The sequence below is a fragment of the Streptomyces sp. NPDC055078 genome, from assembly GCF_053607985.1.
The window spans coordinates 40,983-60,506 of sequence record NZ_JBSGUP010000001.1 but is presented as its reverse complement, the minus strand read 5'-3'; the positions used below and the strand labels follow the sequence as shown (position 1 = coordinate 60,506).

The window sequence follows — 19,524 nt, the reverse complement described above, 5'->3', positions numbered from 1 at the left end:
GGGCTCGCGTTGGCGCTGGCCGCCAGTCTCGGCCGAGGAGTTGGAAGCCTTCGAGACCGACGCGATGACGGGCTTCGTGCTGGCGCGGGCGTCGGCGGGGCTGACGGACGGCACCATCCGGGGCGATGTCGGCCACCTGGAGCAGATGCGGACCTGGTTCGGCCGTCCGCAGTGGGACATGGAGCCGACGGACGCCGACGCGTACTTCGGTCGGGTGCTGCGGGGCTCGCCCAACGGTACCCGCCTGGCCCGCTCGAAGATGGCGGTCGACCGGCTGATCGCGGGCCTGGAGGTACGTCTGCGGGAGAAGACTCTGTGGCGGATGGCTCTACGAGACCGTCGCCCGCGCCGAGGAGATCCTGGGCGTCATTATAGAGGAGTTGGACCTCACTGGGCGTCGGGCTGCGGTGAAGGGCAAGGGTGCCACAGTCCGGCGCCGAGGAGGCCGGGTACGGGAAGACTTCGTGCTGAAGACGGTCTACTGCGCCCCGCCACCCACTGCGGATGAGCGGCGCGACGGCACCGACACACGCAGCACGTACGTCCTGCGCGAAGTGGGGATGAGCCGCGAGCCTCCAAGCCGTGACGCGTCGGCGACGCGGTCACGCACCAGTAGCCCGTCATCAGCGCATAGACAGGGCTGAGAAATCGACCCCTAAGCTTCGTGGAGGCTCCGGCCGAGGTATCCGTCTACCTTGACGAAAGTCTGGGCATGCTCCTGACCCTAGGCCCGGGAAGTGGCCTGGCTACAGGCCGCCGAAACTGGCGAGGGCATACCCGCGGTGGCGGCCGCAGGGCACGAACTGCCCGGTCTGGTCCTGGACATCGACGCCGCACTGATCACCTGCCACTCCGGGAATGAGGCGGCAGCGTCCACCTGCAAAGGCGGCTTCGGCTACCACCCGCTGCTGTGTTTCCTGGCGAACACCGGCGAGGGCGTGTCCGGGCTCCTGCGGCTCGGCAACGCTGGCGCCAACGCCACCGCCGATCACCACGGTCCCCGACCACGCCCTCACCCAGATTCCCGACGCCTACCGGCACGGCACCGCGATCCTCATCCGTGCCGACAGCGCCGGAGGCGCGAAAGTCTTCCTGGCCCAAATCCAGACCCTGTATGAGAACGGTCTGGACCTGCGCTTCTCGGTCGGATACCCGGTCAACGAACCAGTCCGCCGCGCGATCCGGGCCCTCCCCGACAGACTCTGACACCCCGTCCCTGACCAGAACGGGACCCTGCGGGACGGCGCCGAGGTCGCTGAGCCGACCGGCACGGTCGACCTTGCCAGCTACCCGGCCAGCACCCGCATCATCGTGCGACGCGAGCAACCGCACCCCGGCACCCAACTGTCCCTGCTCAACCAGGACGATGGCCTGCGCCACCAGGTGTTCCTCACCGACACTCCCTTCACGGGAAGCGGTTCCGCCCAGTTCCTGGAGGGCTCGAGCTGTCCCTGACCGCAATCGACCTGCTGGCCTGGACACGCTTACTACTGGTGGACGGCGAGTTGGCCACCGCCGGAACCAAAGAGCTCCGCTACCGCATCCTGCACGTCGCTGCCCGGATCACCTGCGGCGGACGCAGCCTCCACCTGCGAATCTCCGCAAACTGGCCCTGGCGACACGAACTGACCAGTGCATTCACCCGCCTCACGGCCCTGCCACGGCCGTCCAACTAACCCGCAGCACCTCCCGCCCGCCCACAAACCGAGGAACCTGGAGCACCCGACCCGAGCGCCGGGCCCCAGGCATACCCACCCGGCCGCCGGCAAAAGAAATCACCAGTACGCCGCGATCGGACCAGCTCAACCACCCGAAGCAAAACAGCGAGGCTAGGACCTCGACCGGTGTGCCTGCGGCCAGGCAGGGCATCAACGCAAGGAAATGACGGTCGGAAGCGGAGGATTGACATCGACACCGTCAGCCCGCTCCTGACTGCCCCGGTCACCGCCGCGAACGTTCAGGACTCGGTCATCGGTCTACTGAGGTTTTCGGGTTGTCGTCGGGTGGTGACGGTTCATGATCCCTGCGGTATCCCGGTGGTATGAGGTATCCGGAGGGTGGGGGTCTGACCGCTGAGCGTCGGGCGTTTCGTGAGGGGATCCGGCTTCAGGCCGGCGAGCGGTTCGCGGCGGGTGAGAAGACCGCGGTGATCGCGAAGGACCTGCGGGTGAGTGTGCGGTCGGTGGAACGCTGGCGCCGCGCCTGGCGCGAGGGCGGCGTGGAGGCATTGCGCTCCGCGGGTCCGGCGAACTCCCCGACCATCGCCGGTGCCCAGTTCGCCGCGCTGGAGGAAGAACTCAGCAAGGGCCCGTCGGCGCAGGGCTTCGACGATGAGCGGTGGACACTTGCCCGGGTCCAGACGGTGATCCGCCGTCGGCTGCGGGTGAATCTGTCGGTGGCGACGGTATGGCGGCTGCTGAAACGGCATGGCTGGTCCTGGCAGGCCCCTGCCCGCAGAGCCCTCGAACGCGACGAGCACGCCGTCGAGCTGTGGAAGAAGGAGGTGTGGCCGCGGGTAAAAGCCTCGCGGCGGCCCACGGGGGCTGGATCGTCTTCGAGGACGAGGCCGGATTCTCCATGACGCCGCCCCGCGCCCGCACCTGGGGCCGGCGCGGACACACCCCCGTCATCCACGTCCGTGGCCGCTCTCGCCGGCGGACCTCGGTGGCGGCCCTGTGCTGCTACAAACCCGGCGAGAACAGCCGTCTCATCCACCGGCCCCGAGCCCATCTCCTGCTGAAGGGCGCCCGCAAGAGCTTCTCCTGGAAGGACTACCGCGATCTGCTGGTCCGCGCGCACATCCAACTCGGCGGCCCGATCGTGGTGGTCTGGGACAATCTCAACACCCACTTGGCTGCAGGGCTGAAGCGGTACGAGGCCGAGCATGACTGGCTCACCACGATCCGCCTCCCGCCGTATGCACCCGACCTGAACCCCGTCGAGGCCGTCTGGTCACTCGTGCGCAGGACGATGGCCAACACCACCTTCGGCACACCCGACGACCTCGAGCGCACACTCCGCCGCGAGTTACGCAGAATCCAGCTCCGCCCCCACCTGATCGACGGGTGCCTCGCTGCCACAGGCCTCACCCTCAAACCGACTCAACCTTGAAAAGGTCAGTAATCCCCATCAAGGGGGACACTCCGAACCCCCTCTGCTCCGCAGGGCTAGGGGCGCTGGCGGCTGCTGCCAGTACCTCGTCGAACACCGCCGCTGCCCCTCAGCATCGACTTGACATCGTCCACCGCGTGGCGGCTTCTGGGCGTTCACGGTTGTCCCAACCTGGGCCGTAGAGCGGACCCTGGGGCTGCCGCCTCGCCCGCGATACGGAACCCTCTCGCCTCGCTCCGTGACCGTGGTCAATCCGCGGTGATCAACGTCACGCCCCGCAGACTCACTGGTGAATCCGATCCGACCCGGCTTGCCACCTGCACCGCACCGTGCTTCCCAGGCCCCCCTGCCCGAGAACCTATTGAACCTGCCCGTAGTTTCCCAGGACAGAGTTCCTGGGGCAGCGTGCGAGGCGGCCAGCCGTCGATCGTAGCTGATTCAACGGCGCGATCGTGTCGACCAGATGATGGCGGTGTGCCTCCTCGGCAGACAGCCGCCCCCTGTGCAGGATCTCGAATCTCCCATCTGCTCCTACTTCCGTCGACTGGAAGTCCAGAACGGGATCGAAGAAGACTGCGTTGGGGGCGGCTATGACGTGGTCTGCAGCAATAAGAAACCGAAACCCTTCCCGGCAGACCAAGCCGTTCACAGCCACGATAATTCGCTGAGTCAGACCGCATTCGCGAGGACCGAAGATCGAATCGTTGATGTTGGGGACGATTGCATCAGAAAGAGGACTCTTGTCAAGACCGATACAGAAGGCCTCGGGCCCCGATCCGGTTATCACAACGGTGTGCACCGTCTTGTCCTGCCGCATCTTCGACCACGTGTCTCGCAGCTTCGCAGCAGTAGGTCGATCGATGGCGTTGAGCGCTTTCGTCCGATTCAGACAAACACGCACGATCCCAACGTCCTGGCCATCCATTTCGAGCAGCACCGGATTGATCTCGGATTCCATCGCTTCTATCCCATTGTTCAGTGTGACGAGACGGCTTCAGACGACTTCATCTCGACCACGAAACGGTGGTACACCTCTGCCAACTCACGCGGTGCGAGCTCGTGAGTCCCCTGCATCTGTGAACCGGGCGTGATCCACAGCCATGAACGATTGGCGGCCCGATGCCATTCAAGTGCCTGGTCCAAGGGGTGGACGCCGTCGTCAAGATCTCCTCGGCAGATCAGCACCGGTGCCTGAATCTCGGCAAGATGCGGACGCAGCGTCAGGTACTGCTGGAGGTTTCGATCAGTCCGGGCCCGTGCGTAGAAATCGAGCACTTCCCGCCAGTCTGACCCATGGCCCCTTTCCCAGCGCGGCCGCCAGGGATGGTTGTCAAGGTCCGTGAATGCCGATACAAGCTCTCTCTCCCCACGTTGGTCTATGGCCGTGACCGGCCAATCGAGGAACAGCGTGCGCACCCGCGCGGGGTGTTCGAGCGCGACCCGAGCGACGATGCGTGACCCCAGTGAGACTCCGCCAAGGTGAGCGGACTCTTCGCCGACCGCGTCCAGGACGCTGAGCACGTCCTCACACCATTGAGTGGGGCTCACCGCCGACACACGTTCGCTTTGCCCCATCCCCGTAAGATCGAGCAGGATCACTTTGAAATCCGCAGCCAACTCGTCGACAACTCCGGATTCACGAAAGACCTTACTCGAATCTCCCGCACCATGAACGAGTAGCAGCGGTTCACCTTCTCCAATGACGTCGTACCACAGCATCGAACCTGACGAATTAACGCACTCCATGGCTCTTCACCCTCATTTTCTGGTCGTAACGGCTTCTCATTATGGCCACGCAACTACTCCGTTCGAGCTGGCCCCCGTCAGAGGGCCATCCCTCCGCCCATGTCAACCATGACTCCAACCATGCCACTCGATGCCTCGGAAGCGAGAAAGGCGATCATGTTAGCGACCTCTTCCGGCAATTCATAGCGCTGGATAGCCGTTCGAGACATGGCGTACAGCCCCTCAGCAGAGTCGGAAAGATGCTCGCTCTCAGGGTCCCGCATGGCACGTGGAGTGGTCATGGCCCCTGGATTTACTCCGAGCACTCGGATTCCATTCTTAGCCACTTCCTTACCGAGGAACTTTGTGAATCCGGTGAGGCCTGCTTTCGATGCCCCGTACAGCGTGAACATCGGCATAGCCGACAGAGCCACAGCCGACCCCACATTGATGATTCTCCCTCGACCTTGCGGAATCATGTAATCCAATGCGGCACGCGAACTGTAGAGCGGCCCCACAAATACACCGCGCACCGTCCGGTCGATGTCCTCTCTCGACAATTTTGAGAAATCTCCGAGCACGGCATCAGCGGCGTTATTGACGAGAATATCTATCCCGCCGAGCAAGTCATGACATTCCCTCATGCTCCTATGCACGCTCTCCCAATCAAGGACATCACCATGGACGGCAACGACCCTGGTGCCCCATTTCTTTGCCGCATCTTCCGCGATGCTCTCCGCAGGTGGAAGCGTCGGCGATTGGCGTCCCCGGGGAACGGACTCTGACTGGGCCCTCAGGTCGATGATGGCCACGTCCGCGCCCAAACCAGCCAGCCGGTTGACACAGGCCTGACCGAGACTCTCCCCCGCTCCCCCGGTAACGACGGCTCGCATCCCGGACAGGTCAAGCAAGTCCGTGAGCCGTTTGTCGATGCTGTCGAGAGGAACTCGCTCTTCGTCCCACCAGTAGGAGGGATCTCGGCCCTCGTCCACGTGCTTCTGCAGCAAGCCCTGCAAGAAATCCATGCCCATCTCTTCTCTTCCTGGAAGGTTAGAAAGAAACTACGCTTTACACGTTACTTGAGCGTTACCGCGACGGTCATGCGTCTGCGTTCAGTGCGAATGGCTTCTCCGTAGATTGAGGTATCGGTCGCCGCGGTTGATTGCCCTGTCGCCACGGATCGCATGTGCGAGTTGCGTGATCGTGTGATGCCCTCCGGACTTCAGGCGGTCCGTCCGGGGCAGGCGGTATGCGACAAAGCGCCGCTGGAGCGAGCAACTTCCATGCCCTGCCCTGGTGGAGTTCCGCTGCCGGCGAGTGCCTGCTGGTAGTGAAAGGACTGTTGAGCCTGCCAGCCCTGTTCAGTCGGCTGATATGCGTTTCCGTTGGTGCAGTTTCTCCTGTCCTCTTTCACCTTGCCGCCTCAAGGAGGCGAGCCCTCGCGGTGAATGACATTCAACAGAGCCCTGAGGAAGACTCGGGTACCGAGTTCGGCCGGGTCAGTGCGGAGCAGATCGGTCGCGCCTTCGAAATGGACTGCGGCAACCACCGCGAATCTCAGCAGCCCTCTCACAGATCCAGGATGAGTTCGAGACCGCGGCAGCGCGAAACGCAGACCATCATCGTTCCGGCCTCTTCGTGCTCCTCCGGGCTGTACAGGAAGTCGCGGTGATCCACATCGCCCTTGATGACGCTGGTTTTACAGACACCGCACACACCCTCTGTGCAGGAGGACGGAACCGGAAGACCGGCGGCTTCTAGTGTCTCAAGCACGGACTTGTCGGAAGTGACGCAAATGCGCTCTCCAGTGGATTTGATCACCACGTCGAACGCGTGATCAACCTCGCCGGCCGATAGCACTCGGTCAGGCGCCCTGAACCTCTCTAGCCGGAGCCGCACGGGGTCCTGCGTGCCGTCTGCGACCGCGTCCATCATCGACGTCGGGCCACAGCAGTAGACCAGTGCATGCGGATCCTGCTCTCGCAGTATCCGCGCGAAATCCGGGTAGCAGTCGTTGTCCTCATCGACGTGCACGTGGACCCGCTCGGCTGCCAGGCTTTCCACTTCTGAGAGGAAGGCCATCGTCCTCCGGCTGCGTCCGCTATAGAACAGCGACCAATCCGCACTGCGGGCGTTTAGCTCTCGAGCCATTGCGATGATCGGGGTGATCCCGATTCCGCCAGCGATCAGGAAGTGCTTCGGCCCCTCTTCGAGGTGGAAGGCGTTGCGTGGCCCATCTACAGGAATCTGCGACCCGACCGGCATGGATTCGTGGATATAGGCGCTGCCGCCCCGGGAGTTCGGGGACTTCAATACCGCGACCGTCCACTGCGTGGCGTCCTGGGGATCCGAGCATAGCGAGTACTCGCGGACCAGCCCGTTCGGGAGGTGCAACGCTATGTGCGCACCGGGCTTCCAGGTCGGCAGCGGAATCCCGGAGGGATCGACCAGCTTCACACTGATAACGCCGTCGGCCTCCAATGCCTTCTGCTGCACTCGCAACATGCGCTGGCCGCCATCGCCCGCGATGTTCCTTTCCATGTCAGACTCCTGATCTAGCCTTCCAGGGCCGTTTGAAGCCCTTGATTCGTTCGGCGACGATCCGCGCCGCCCTCTCATGGCGCCTTGGACTCAACCACCCAACTGATCGAAGGTGTCGTCCAGCCAATCGAATACGGCCTGGTGGGCGCGGCCCGGTGAGTTCACCGCGCAGGGCAACTCCGCACCAGTTGTCTCGTCGAGTCAGATGTCCGACTTCGGCATGGTGAGGCGTTCGAAGAACTGCGTGCACCACGCCGTCGAGCAACACCGTGGCGCCGGGAATCTGCAAAGAACCTCGCCCTCCGGTCACCAGCACGGCCAGCGGATCGCGTGGCACTGCCTTCTTCAGTAGAGCGTGAAGAGGAGTGCACCGCTCGGGTCCGTGCGTAAGGCCGGGAGTCGTACGAGTTCAGAATCGGACGACGCTCCAACCGGAGCCGGAGCATCCCCATTGTTCGGGTTGTGCTCGGACGCCACTTCCTCTACTCGGCGTTGGTGAAGCGATGACCCCAGCGGCTCGCCGCGTCGTAGGTAGACGCCGTCCACGTGCTGTCGTCGATCAGTCGAGCGCCGTATCCGTACTCCACCTCGAAACCAGAAGGCGTCCGCGTGTAAAACGAAACCATGTGGTCGTTGGTGTGACGGCCGAGCGTGACTGTCACTTCTGCCGCCCCATCCTGGGCGTTGTCGAGCGCGCGCCCGACATCATCAATGGATTCAACTTGGAGCATGAAGTGCTCCAACGCGGTCGCACCGGGCTCGCGGCCGCCGCCGAAGGCCATCGTGTGGTGTCGAGCGTTGACATGAGCGAACGTGCCAGAGAGATCTCCGATACGGACAACGTCGCTGAGTCGAAACCCAAGAGTTTCGAAGTAGAACCGGAGCATTGCCTTCTCGTCGTGTGCAAACAGACCTGCATGGCCGAGCCCGAGTTCACCAGCTACGAATTTGACACCTCGCGGCGAGATGAAGGGCGCGCGGGGAACATAGGAGCCGTAGAAGAGTTCGACGGTATTCCCGTCCGGATCAGTACAGCGGAATAGCTGGCTCACCCCACGAAGCGCTGCGCGCTTCTCGTCCTCCACGGCCGCAAAACCTGCTTCCGCGACTCTCGCCGCCAGCGATACCAGGTTCTCAGGAGAGCCGGCATCGAGCCCGATGAAGGCCAACTGTCCTTCCTCGCCGTCCTCAATCCAGAACCGCCAGCCCCACTCGTCCATCCGCAGCAGCAGGTGATTCGATTCCGGCTCCTTCGGGGCGAGGCCGGGAGCCAACCCAAGGAACTGCGTGGCGTATTCTTCCCAGCTAGCCAGGTCACGCGAGTACCATCCCAGATAACCGAGTCCAACAACTCCGTCATTCATTTCATATTCTCCGATCTCTGCTTGCACTTCCGGGTTATCGACTGATCGCGAGTTCTACGCTGCCGAGCGCATCGAATTCGGCGCGCACGTCACGGTGATCGGCGAGCTCCACGGCCGACGTCATGCCACCCGAAAGGACCAGCCATCCCGCCTCCAGGCGCTGTCCCCTGGTGGCGAGGAAGTTCGCGAGCTGAGCGACCGCGGCTGCGGGGTCCCCCATCACCGCCGCGCCGGTGGCGTGTGACAGCGCAACCCCATCAGCCAGCAACTGGCATCTCAGGGAAGGCAGAACGAGGTCAGACACCGAGACCCGCGTACTACCCAGCACGAACTGGGATGCCGACGTGTTGTCAGCCACGACGTCGACCAGGTTGAACTGGAACCCCGCATATCGGCTGTCGATGACCTCCAGCCCGCAGCGCACTCCGCGCGTCACGTCGAGCACGTCCAGCGGAGTCACGCCGGGCCCGGCCAGATCCTCGCCCAGTTCGAATACGATCTCTGGCTCCGCACGAGGATGAATCAACTCCCGCAGATCCACCGACGCCGGGGAAGGGAGTTGCATCCCGCTCGTCAACCAACCATAGATTGGTTCATCGATTCCCATGTCCCGCCGTTTAGCCGCGGAGGTCAGACCCAGCTTGACACCGACGATTCGTTCGCCGGCCGATATCCGCCGGGCAATGAGCCGATCCTGAATCTCGTACGCGTCATCGAGAGTCAAGCCGGGTTCAGCCGCAGAGAGACGATCTACCGCAGCGTGCTGTCGTTCAGCACAGTACAGATAGTCGACCCATTGATCGTATCGAGCGTTCACGGTCGTGACCTTTCCATCGAGCCCCTGCCCCCAGAGAGGTCAAGCCCCTCTGTGACCATCTCGTTTGAAGAACCCATCTCAGCGATTGAGATAGACGGTCTGGGACGGTTCCGGCTTCGACTTGGGTGCCAGACCAGTCCGTCGCTGAATACCCCTAGCGACTTTGGAGACGAACATTCGCCACTGGACCATGACGTAGTCGGGCTTGTAGAGGTGTTCTTTGTTCCAGAAGTCCTCGTGCTCATACGCATGCGCAACTTGCTCACGGCCGAAGGCATCGTAGTTGTTGAAGCCGATAATCTCTGGGTCGGTAGACCACACCAATGGCGCCCACTTCGTCGCGCACTCGTCGAAGAACTCCTGCTCTTCTTCGTCACTATCGACGGGCGAGGAAGCCATCATCACGTACATGTGGTGATGCTCGTCGACCGGGACAAACCACTCGAAGTGTGTCTGCCGTCCGCCCGGGAAGCCTGGAATCTCAAGAAGACACGGCAGGTGCGCGGCCATCATGTCGGTCTCGAGGCCCGATGCTGTGTCGAACGAACCATCGTCCGATTGGCCATCGGTCTCCTCGAGAATGAGGCCGTTGGCCTTGACCTCCGTGCCCTCAACCTCAGTCCGCCAGATCATCTTCCAGTCCGCGAAGTTGAAGAACATCGCTGCCGCGCGCCCGGGAGTGGTATCGGTGCTCGTTCCCTTCCTCGTCTGCGGGTAAGCGGAGAGGGGATTCGGTGAGAGGCCGCGCTCAACGATGGTCGCGTCGCGGTGACCGTAGATGTGTCCGGAGTCGAAACCGTTCTCGACCGCGAGACGCCAGTCGCACGGAATCTTAACCCTGACCAGAGACCGGTACGCCCTGCGCTCCTCGCCCCGAAGTGAGCGCTGGAGGACAGGTGGGAGGTCCTCTTCAAACGGGATTGGCTCACCATCCCCGATGTACACCCACACGAGCCCAAAGGCTTCGCGCACCGGGTAGGTCGGCAGAGTGATCTTGCCCGTCAGATTCGAGTCAGGCTGGGTGATGACGTGCGCGAGCTTTCCATCTCGTACGTCATAGGTAAAGCCGTGGAACCAGCACGTAATCGTGTTCTTGCTGTGGCACTCAGGGCGCGCAGAGAACGCGACGCCGCGGTGGGCGCATCGGTCCTGTATCGCGTAGACGCCGTCATCCTCCACCCGCTTGAAGAAGATCCGTTCGCCACAGATCTCCTCTGCGCGCGTGGCACCGTCGTCCAGTTCCTCGGAGAAGAACGCCGGGTACCAGTAGTTGCGCAAGCCCAGCGCTGAATCAACATACCGCTTGTATGGCCGTTCTCGCACGGCCTCAGCAACGGTGGCCGAGACGTCGTGGTTGGCCTCTTGCGCTTCATCGCGTGTGGATGTCACGTTATCCCTTTCTGATTGACATTCCTGCGCCTCGGTCTTGTGCGAAATCCCGTAGTTGCCTTGCTGCCGGGAGCTGACAAGAAGTGGCGCCTACAAGGATCACTCCCGCCAGGGCTAACGGCTCCGGCTCCATGGCGACGGCATCCTCCGATCATCCGAAGCCGCCGCCCTCTCAGTCGGCGATGGACGTCAAGAGAGTGGCCGCGCGCCGACTTCACTCCGCTCCCGGTGATTCTTCCGTCCACCGCGCTCATCGGGCTTCCTATCGGGCGAGGCACCATTTCACGTGTACACGTTCATGCATTCAGGATCGTCGGTCTGGGTCCGCCGTCACATCCCAAGGGTTACCGATGTATCTACGTATTCCCCTCGGCCTTGGGGCACTCCGCGCGGTTCCCCGCCCCAGGCGGCCACCTACGTCCTGCACATTGGGCAGCCCATTCGCTACTATGTTCGATGTGAATGTCGATAGCGCTCGTGGCGGAGGCTCTTGAAGCCCTCCACTGGTCACCGTCGGACCGATACCAGCGGCGATTCGCACGGGACGCCGCCGGGCGATCCTGATTCGCTGCGGCGCATTTCGACGGGCCTTCTGGGGCTGGTCAGAGCAGGACTGGGTGGATCTCATCGACTCGAACGGCGCCGAGTTCCGGCGTTCGTGGGGAAGCCAGATCGGCCCCCAATGCCCGTCCGTTCGTGATCGCCTACGCCTATCTGCTGGGCGAGTTCACGGCCTTCGACCGGCTTGGTCGCTTCCGGCGGTCGTCTCTGGCCCACCGAGTCTTCGGAGCCGGCTGTGTTGAGGACGCCGTCCAGCACGTACGCAAGATTCTGGCCGACTGGGGATATCGCCGCGATGCCGAGCAGTTGACCTCGGTGATCTGCAAGTTGCTGCTGCTGAATCGCAGCCCATACCTGGAGGATCTGTCCACTGTCGCCTTCACCGCACTCCGCCTTCACCCGGCGATGAACGGGCAGTGGGGCAAGGACCTCTACGGCTTCACCGGGCGGTCGCCGCCCTCGGCTACGCGGAGCCGCGACCATCGGGACACTCGCTGGACCAGCAGCGATGGAAGGAGTCCCGGCTCCGTAGGCGGACTGGGTCGAGCGCTGGCACACGACCTCGACGCTCACACCCCCGAACACTCCGAAAGCATGATCCGCCTCGCCGCAATCTCCACCCTCGCCAAACGAGCAACCGACGAAACCACCCCAACCTGGCGACACACATAAAGCGCAATCACCCATGAACTACACGAACCAGACGACCTCTGATACGCCGTCGCTGTTCATCGCTATCCGCAGCAGATCTGGTGGAGCACGCTACGGCCACGCTTAGACAGACAGCTGCCTCGCCAGCCTCAAGGTAGAGCCGCGTCTGTCCGCTGAAGGCCGCCTCATCGCCGGGGAGCCGATCGGCACCGGCTCGACCGCGTACCGGGATGTATCTGATGACTAGGGTGTCACCAGACGCTTGGTCCCACCGCTGATAGCGAACGGCGGGCCGGAAACGGGAGACTCGAGGACGCCGTCCTCGAGCAGTTCCCTTGGATTGAACACCTCGACCCTGCTCAAGCCCATGGCGCCTGGCTGGCCGCGGTCGCGTCGAGTTCCCCGTTGGAGATCCCGTAACCGGCCTCAAGCCACAGCACGCTCAAGCACCGCTGGGCGTCGAGCAGCACGCCGCGGCCGGCCATGCGGTCGCCTGTGTGCTCGATACGGCAGTTGGGTCGTGGCGCCCGATTCCTCCGGCCCTCGCGGACACGAGCGGTGATGATGTCGCCGAACGGCTGTCAGCCAGACGTCGTCGAACGGCGTGGGAGGCGTGGTCGGGTGACTCGTCGCAGCGTCGATGGGAGCGTCGTCCTTGGTGCTTCGAGGGGGAACACCACACCTACCTACCTGGCTCCCGGCATCTCAAACTGTCCTTACCTCTGCCAGAGTCGGCAGACTGCTGTCAAGCAGGTGTGTGGCGGGCCAGTACAGAAGCTCATCAAAGTTGTTTGGTGAGTGCGTCCCCATGAGATGGGGAGTTCACGCCCTCAGAATCGCCGAGCTATACCCACTGACGACTCCCGAGGAATGCCGTTTCCTCTACCTGTTCCTCACTGGTTGGTCTGGCCCGCCCGATTCTCCGCCACCCACGCGGCGACCTGCGTCCTGGAGGAGAACCCGAGCTTTCTCAGGATGTGATCGACGTGAGTGTCCACCGTGCGCTGAGACACAATCAGCTTGCTCGCGATCTCCCTGTTGGACATCCCCTCGGCGATCAGAGCGGCGACTTCAACCTCGCGGCGGGTGAGCGCCGAATCGGCGGCGACCTCGGGCGACTTTGAGATCCGAGCTTGATCGAGCGCATAAGCAAGGACATCATCCACACTCATCTCGTTGCCACGCCGAACGGCGCGCGCGAACGCCGTATCACCCAACAAGGCGCGAGCCTGTTCCGCACATCGTTCGCGGCGTGAGATGAGATGCTTGGAACCAAACAACTGAGTACCGAGAGCATCCCACATAACGGTCGCGGCACCCAACAGAACGGCGGCTCGCTCACCTTGCCCGTTCGCAGCAGCACTCCAAGACGCCAAATCGAACGCAGGCGCCATGCCCGAGGTGTCATGGAACGACCCCTTGATACGCAAGCTCTCTCGAATCAGCACGTCGGCCCGCCCGTGGTCACCCTTGACGAAGGCGATGAAGCTCTGCAGCCACAGGGCGTAGGACAGCATGAAGAGCTCGCCCTGTCGCTCACAATGGAGTCGCAAGGCATTGGCAACTTCGGTCCCACGTTCGATGTCGTTCCGAAAGAGATGCGCCATTCCTTCGTCGATCGTCATGCCCCACGGGTAGTCATCGGGAACCGACACACGCTTGTATCGATGCCTCGCCATGGAGAACAGTTCGATTGCGCATTCCAATCTATCGCTCAGCATGACCCGTACTGCGTCCATGTGCGTTGCGTAGGCGTGTGCCGCGTCATCGTGAAGCACGCGGGCAATCCGCCGGCACTCCTCTGCGGCAGCTTTGGCGACGCCGATGTCACCCTGGCTCGCCGCGATGTAGGCAAGTGTTCCCAATGCCCAGGCACGCCCAGTGGTTGGCTCGTCGTCAGCGGCCAATGCCCGCTCCAGCCAACGGCGCCCCTCAGTGAGGTGACCGCATGCGAGCCAGAGGAACCATGCCGTTCCCGCCATGCGCAGTCCAGTCTGGGCCTGTCCGACCTCGACGACGCAGAACTCCAGAGCCGCTCGCAGGTTCGAAAGCTCGACGTGGAACCGTTCGGACCACTCCAGTTGATTTGGCCCGAACCACTCTCCAACCGCTTGCTCAACCAGCGAGGCATACCAGTCACAGTGCCGAAGTCGCATCTCGCCTTCAGTGCCAGACTCTCGCAACCTCGCTTCGCCGTACTCACGAATCGCCTCCAGCAAGCGGAATCGGACATGGCCGTCCGACTCCTCTCTGAACAAGATTGACTTGTTCACGAGGCCCGCGACGGCATCCAAGATTTCCGATCGCGGCACGTCATCATCACAGCAGACCGCCGCGGCACCATGGAGATCGAACGTTCCCGCGAAAACTGAGGCGCGGGCCCAGAGCAACTGCTCGATCGGAGTGCAAAGCTCGTAGCTCCAGCCTACGGTCGCGAGTAGGGTCTGGTGCCGGGTAGGGGCGCTGCGGGCTCCTTGATTCAACAATCGAAATCGATCGTCGAGCCTACTGTTCAGTTCGGCGACCGAGAGCACACGCAGTCTGACGGCAGCCAGCTCTATCGCAAGTGGTAGCCCATCAAGACGTCGGCAGAGTCGCACCACGTCCGGGCTGTTGCTCTTATTGATCTCGAAGTCTGATACGACCGCGGCGGCTCTGGTTGCGAAAAGTTCGAGTGCTGGAAAGCGCACTATGGATGACGAACCAAACGTTACATCGTCGGCGGGAACAGAAAGCGGCGGAACCGCCAGCACGTGTTCACCCTCAACCTGAAGCGCCTGACGACTTGTCGCCAGCACGCACAGTTCGCCCGCCTGGCGCAACAGCGTGCTGACGAGCTGGGCCACCGCTTCAATGACGTGCTCACAATTATCCAGTACTAGCAGGACGTGGCGACGACGCAGGTGCTCGCGGAGGACGGTCAGCGGTTCACGAGCGGTTTGGTCCTGCAACCCCAATGCATCGACGACAGCCTGTGGGACCAGCGACCCATCGCGCAAAGCGGCCAGTTCCACGAGGTACGTGCCGTCAAACGCACGACTGAGATCGCGCGCTGCGCGGATGGCGAGCCGGGTTTTGCCCACACCGCCTATACCGGTCAGAGTCACAAGGCGGCACGACGAAAACAGCTTGCGAATATCACGCAGTTCTTGTCGACGACCGACGAAACTTGTCACATCAGCGGGGAGGCCTTCTCCATCGCGTCGAAAGGGCGGCACCATGTGACATCTCCTGCTGCAACCAGTTTAGAGTTCATCTCAGCCCTGCTGCCACTCAAGGTAGTCGGCAAGGCCTCACCCCGCGAGATCGAGGGCGATGTCGACGATCATGTCCTCCTGACCGCCGACAAGACGCCGACGGCCGCATTCCATCAGCAGATCGCGGACACCGACCTTGTATCGAAGGGACGCGACCTCCGCGTGACGCAGGAAGCTCGAATATACGCCGGCGTACCCCAGGGTCAAGGTCTCACGGTCCACCCGGACAGGGCGGTCCTGTAGGGGTCGGACCAGGTCATCAGCGGCGTCCTGGAGCTGGAAGAGGTCGCAGCCATGTCTCAGGCCGGAGAGGCTCGCGACGGCGATGAATGCCTCGAGCGGGCAGTTGCCCGCACCGGCTCCGTGGCCGGCGAGGGACGCATCGACGCGGTACACGCCGTTCTCGACGGCGACGACCGAGTTCGCGACCGAGAGCGAGAGGTTCTCGTGGGCGTGAATGCCGATCTGGGTACTCGGCTCGAGCACGTCGCGGTATGCGCGGACGCGGGCGGCCACGTCGTTCATCGTTAGCCGACCACCGGAGTCCGTGACGTACACGCAGTGGGCACCGTACGACTCCATCAGTTTGGCTTGGCTGGCGAGCTCCGGTGGTGAGGCCATGTGGGAGAGCATGAGGAAGCCGCTGACGTCCATGCCCAACTCGCGGGCAGCTGTGATGTGCTGGGCCGAGATGTCGGCTTCGGTGCAGTGAGTGGCAATGCGAACCGAACGGACTCCCAAGTCGTATGCCCTGTTCAGTTCGTGAATCGTTCCGACGCCGGGGAGAAGCAGTGTGGTGAGACGTGCTCGCTTGAGAACGGAGGCAGCGGCCTCTATCCAGTCCCAGTCGGTGTGGGAGCCGGGTCCGTAGTTGAGGGAGCCGCCCGCGAGACCGTCGCCATGGGCCACCTCGATAGCGTCGACTCCGGCCTCGTCGAGGGCGCGGGCGATTTGTTTCACATCGCCGGGCGTCAGGCGGTGGCGTACAGCATGCATACCATCGCGAAGCGTTACATCCTGGATGAAGATCGGGGTACTCATCGGTCGGTCACCTTTCCTGCCGCGAACCGCTCGGCCACCTGCAGGGCGGCCGAGGTCATGATGTCCAGGTTTCCCGCATAGGCTGGCAGATAGTGCGCAGCCCCCTCGACCTCAAGGAACACCGACACCTGGTGGGTCGGTCGCCGAGCGCCAGCAGCGATTACGGTCTCGACCGGCTGGTCGGGTGGGATCTCGGTGATCTGCACCTGCTGCTTCAGCCGATAGCCCGGGACGTACGCTGCCACGTCGGCAACCATCTTCTGGACCGACTGCCGGATCCCCTCCTGGACTCCCGGGTCTGCCGCCGTGACGAGCGCGAAGACGGTATCGCGCATGATCAGTGGTGGCTCCGCAGGGTTGAGGATAATGATCGCCTTGCCACGCTTCGCGCCGCCCACCTGCATAATCGCCGCAGTCGTGGTCTCGGTGAACTCGTCGATGTTGGCTCGGGTGCCCGGCCCCGCCGACTTCGACGCAATGGAGGCGACAATCTCGGCGTATTCCACCGACACAACGCGACTGATCGCCGCAACGATGGGAATCGTGGCCTGTCCGCCGCACGTGACCATGTTGAGGTTGGGTGCGTCGAGATGCTCGTCGAGGTTGACGGCCGGGATGACATAGGGCCCTATGGCTGCGGGCGTGAGGTCGATGAGCCGTTTGCCCAGCGGCTGAAGCTGAGCAGCGTTGTGCTGGTGCGCTTTGGCCGAGGTGGCATCAAAGACGATCTCGATCTCGTCGAAGTTCGGCAGCGCCAAGAGTCCCTCGACCCCCATGTGGGTCGTTGCAAAACCGAACCGGTTTGCCCGAGCAAGGCCGTCCGACGCGGGGTCGATGCCGACCATCGCTCCCACCTCCAGATGCTGGCTGGTGCGCATTATCTTGATCATCAGGTCGGTGCCGATATTGCCGGAGCCGATGATGGCTGTCTTGGCCTTGTGCTGAGTCATGTCCTGTTCCTGGTACATCTGATAGTCAGGGACGGTTGAAGCGGGCCGTCACACTGCCGAGACCGGTGATCTCTGCGGAGACGACGACGCCTGGCTCGACGGGGACCATCGCTCCCAGAGCGCCGGAGAGGATGATCTGTCCGGCGCGCAGGGGTTGCCCCAAGTCTCGGGCTGTGCGGGCGAGCCAAGCGAGGGCGTGCAAGGGGTCGCCGAGGCACGCCGAGCCGGAACCTTCGCTGGCCAGAACTCCGTCGACGGTCAGTGTCATTTCAACGTCAGCGGGCTCCAGCTCGGCGAGCGGGAGCTTGTTGGCACCGAGGACGAACAGGCCACTGGAAGCATTGTCGGCGACGGTATCGGCGAAGGTGATGTCCCAGTCGGCGACCCGACTGTCGACGATCTCCAGTGCCGCGGCTGCGTACTGCACAGCGCCACGGACCCGAGCGTCATATAGCGGGCCGTCGCTAAGGTCCTCGGCGAGCACGAAGGCGATCTCAGCCTCGATCTTGGGCTGGAGCAGACGCGCCATCGGGATGGTCTCCGTCTCCGCGTAGAGCATGTCGTCGAAAAGGACACCGAAGTCAGGTCTGTCGACACCGAGCTGCCGCTGGACTGCCTTCGAGGTCAGCCCGATCTTGCGCCCGATCACCGTTGCACCTGCGGCGATCCTGGCCTCTGTCCCGTGTTGCTGAGCGACGTACGCGGCGTGCACGTCGGTGCTACCGATCAGATCGCGGATCGGGCTGCAAGGATGGCCGGTCCGTGCCGCGTCGAGAAGGCGTTCGGCTGCCTGAAGGGCACGCGAGCTGTGTCGACCTTGCACGTGTTTGGTGGAAGGGTCTGTCATGCCAGCCATCGTCACGTGAAACGGCAGCAGACCTCCATGTTCTGGTTCCGGTGACCGGAACTCGAACCTGAACTGACTAGCTTAACTAGCCGCCCCGAAGACTGCTCCGACGGGCGAGCATCGCGGCAATACCGGTGGCTGCGGTGTGCACCGCGCGCGCGTGTCGTGCCGGTTGGAAGCGTGGCAGCGAGCCGGTGATACTGATGGCCGCAAGGACCGATTCATCCTTGTCCAAGACCGGTCCGGCAACGCACGCAACGCCGATCGCGGACTCCTCGTACTCGAACGCCACTCCTCGTTCCACCACGTCGTGCAACTGCTGGCGCAGGACGTCACGCGCGATGATGGTGCGCGGCGTGCAGCGGCGCAAATGTCGCGCCAGCAGTCGCTCACGCTCTTCCTCGGGACACCAGGCGAGAAGCGTCTTCCCGATCGCCGTCGCGTGCAGCGGCATTCGCCCGCCCAGCCGCGATGGGGAGGCCGCCTGCCGATGTCCCCCCATCTTGGCGACGTACACCACCTCTGCTCCCTCGCGGATCCCCAGATGGACCACCTCGTGAGTACGCTCGTACAGGTCTTCGAGGAACGGGATGGCAACCTCGAGCAGGGTCCGTTCGACGGAGGCTCGCATGCCCAGCTCGAACACCAGCCCGGACAACCGATAGCGCCCGTCGCGGCGCTCAAGCAACCGCGCGCCCACCATGTCTCCGATTAGCCTATGCAGTGTGCCCTTGGGCAAGCCGGTGCGGGCCTGCAGTTCGGAGAACCCAAGCACAGTGTCCTCGACCGTGAAGGCGACAAGGATTTTCATCGTCTTACCCAGCACGGTCTCCGGACCCGGGGCCGCGGTTTCACTCACGTCTGGGAAGCTCCTGAACTGAGAAAAACTGGGGGCGGGAAGACGCCGCGACGGCATCCGTCGTGCCAGTCGATCAATCTGACACTACTCTCGAAGATCAGTGGCCGGTCTCCCCCTGCTGGTCAGTGTGCTCGCCGGCGGTGAGCGCGGCAAGTGGCTCACGGGAGCTCGTTGTGGCCAGTCGGGCCAGGACCCAGACCAGGGCGCTACACGATGAAACTGGGAGATCTGCCGAGGCTGCCGCGCCTGAGCCGGTTGCGGAGCTGGTCGACCCGTTCCGGGATGGTGTGGGCGATGACCCCTTCGGAGCGGTGCTCGTGACGATGATGACGAACACGCCGGTCTTCGAGTTCCTACCACGTTGGAACTGGCCCTAGCCGGTTCGGCTTCACTCTCCCAGCGGCGGGGACT

General features: G+C 63.2%; 13 protein-coding genes and 3 pseudogenes. 4 read left to right on the top strand and 12 right to left on the bottom strand.

The genetic code is table 11. The features are described from left to right. Positions 1–40 precede the first annotated feature (40 nt). The 3 genes and pseudogenes from ACWF94_RS00275 to ACWF94_RS00265 form a co-directional block, all read left to right on the top strand. Positions 41–482, top strand: a pseudogene (locus ACWF94_RS00275) (hypothetical protein); the annotation flags it as partial. Between the two features lie 309 nt (positions 483–791). Continuing rightward, positions 792–1,676 (top strand): annotated as a pseudogene (locus ACWF94_RS00270) (transposase); the annotation flags it as partial. Positions 1,677–2,041: 365 nt separating this feature from the next. Further along, positions 2,042–3,111, top strand: a protein-coding gene (locus tag ACWF94_RS00265; RefSeq protein ID WP_453483177.1) for an IS630 family transposase whose coding sequence is annotated in 2 segments (ribosomal slippage) — positions 2,042–2,489 and positions 2,489–3,111 — 1,071 coding nt in all. Because the reading frame shifts where the segments join, the coding sequence is not laid out codon by codon here. A gap of 358 nt (positions 3,112–3,469) precedes the next feature. Here ACWF94_RS00265 and ACWF94_RS00260 read toward each other — a convergent pair. The 7 genes from ACWF94_RS00260 to ACWF94_RS00230 form a co-directional block, all read right to left on the bottom strand. Continuing rightward, positions 3,470–4,069, bottom strand: a complete 600-nt coding sequence (locus ACWF94_RS00260) for an enoyl-CoA hydratase/isomerase family protein (RefSeq protein ID WP_453483175.1) — start codon at positions 4,067–4,069, stop codon at positions 3,470–3,472. A gap of 17 nt (positions 4,070–4,086) precedes the next feature. Next, entirely contained in the window at positions 4,087–4,830 is a 744-nt protein-coding gene (locus ACWF94_RS00255) for an alpha/beta fold hydrolase (protein WP_453483174.1), read from the bottom strand. 104 nt (positions 4,831–4,934) lie between these two features. Next, on the bottom strand, positions 4,935–5,867 hold the full coding sequence (locus ACWF94_RS00250; protein ID WP_453483172.1) for an SDR family NAD(P)-dependent oxidoreductase: 933 nt from the start codon (positions 5,865–5,867) through the stop codon (positions 4,935–4,937). Between the two features lie 538 nt (positions 5,868–6,405). Then, a complete protein-coding gene (locus ACWF94_RS00245; RefSeq protein ID WP_453483170.1) occupies positions 6,406–7,377 on the bottom strand; it encodes a PDR/VanB family oxidoreductase in 972 nt (323 codons plus the stop codon). A gap of 482 nt (positions 7,378–7,859) precedes the next feature. Further along, positions 7,860–8,768, bottom strand: a complete 909-nt coding sequence (locus ACWF94_RS00240) for a VOC family protein (protein WP_453483168.1) — start codon at positions 8,766–8,768, stop codon at positions 7,860–7,862. A 7-nt stretch (positions 8,769–8,775) separates the two neighbouring features. Further along, complete coding sequence (locus tag ACWF94_RS00235) at positions 8,776–9,558, bottom strand: 2-keto-4-pentenoate hydratase (protein ID WP_453483167.1); 783 nt, start codon at positions 9,556–9,558, stop codon at positions 8,776–8,778. 78 nt (positions 9,559–9,636) lie between these two features. Continuing rightward, complete coding sequence (locus ACWF94_RS00230) at positions 9,637–10,947, bottom strand: Rieske 2Fe-2S domain-containing protein (RefSeq protein ID WP_453483165.1); 1,311 nt, start codon at positions 10,945–10,947, stop codon at positions 9,637–9,639. 1,098 nt (positions 10,948–12,045) lie between these two features. Between ACWF94_RS00230 and ACWF94_RS00225 the strand changes: the two are divergent. After that, positions 12,046–12,180: pseudogene (locus ACWF94_RS00225) on the top strand (IS5 family transposase); the annotation flags it as partial. Between the two features lie 872 nt (positions 12,181–13,052). On the opposite strand, the gene ACWF94_RS00220 reads toward ACWF94_RS00225, so the two are convergent. The 5 genes from ACWF94_RS00220 to ACWF94_RS00200 form a co-directional block, all read right to left on the bottom strand. Then, positions 13,053–15,380: an ATP-binding protein gene (locus ACWF94_RS00220; RefSeq protein ID WP_453483163.1), complete on the bottom strand. Its 2,328-nt coding sequence runs from the start codon at positions 15,378–15,380 to the stop codon at positions 13,053–13,055. A 72-nt stretch (positions 15,381–15,452) separates the two neighbouring features. After that, entirely contained in the window at positions 15,453–16,457 is a 1,005-nt protein-coding gene (gene dmpG, locus ACWF94_RS00215) for a 4-hydroxy-2-oxovalerate aldolase (protein ID WP_453483161.1), read from the bottom strand. Beyond that, on the bottom strand, positions 16,454–17,407 hold the full coding sequence (locus ACWF94_RS00210; protein WP_453483159.1) for an acetaldehyde dehydrogenase (acetylating): 954 nt from the start codon (positions 17,405–17,407) through the stop codon (positions 16,454–16,456). Before ACWF94_RS00210 ends, dmpG begins: the two co-directional genes overlap by 4 nt. A 25-nt stretch (positions 17,408–17,432) precedes the next feature. After that, complete coding sequence (locus tag ACWF94_RS00205; RefSeq protein WP_453483157.1) at positions 17,433–18,254, bottom strand: 2-keto-4-pentenoate hydratase; 822 nt, start codon at positions 18,252–18,254, stop codon at positions 17,433–17,435. An 85-nt stretch (positions 18,255–18,339) separates the two neighbouring features. Further along, positions 18,340–19,113 carry an IclR family transcriptional regulator gene (locus tag ACWF94_RS00200; RefSeq protein ID WP_453483155.1) on the bottom strand — a complete coding sequence of 258 codons (774 nt, stop codon included), beginning with the start codon at positions 19,111–19,113 and terminating at the stop codon, positions 18,340–18,342. Between the last annotated feature and the right edge of the window lie 411 nt (positions 19,114–19,524).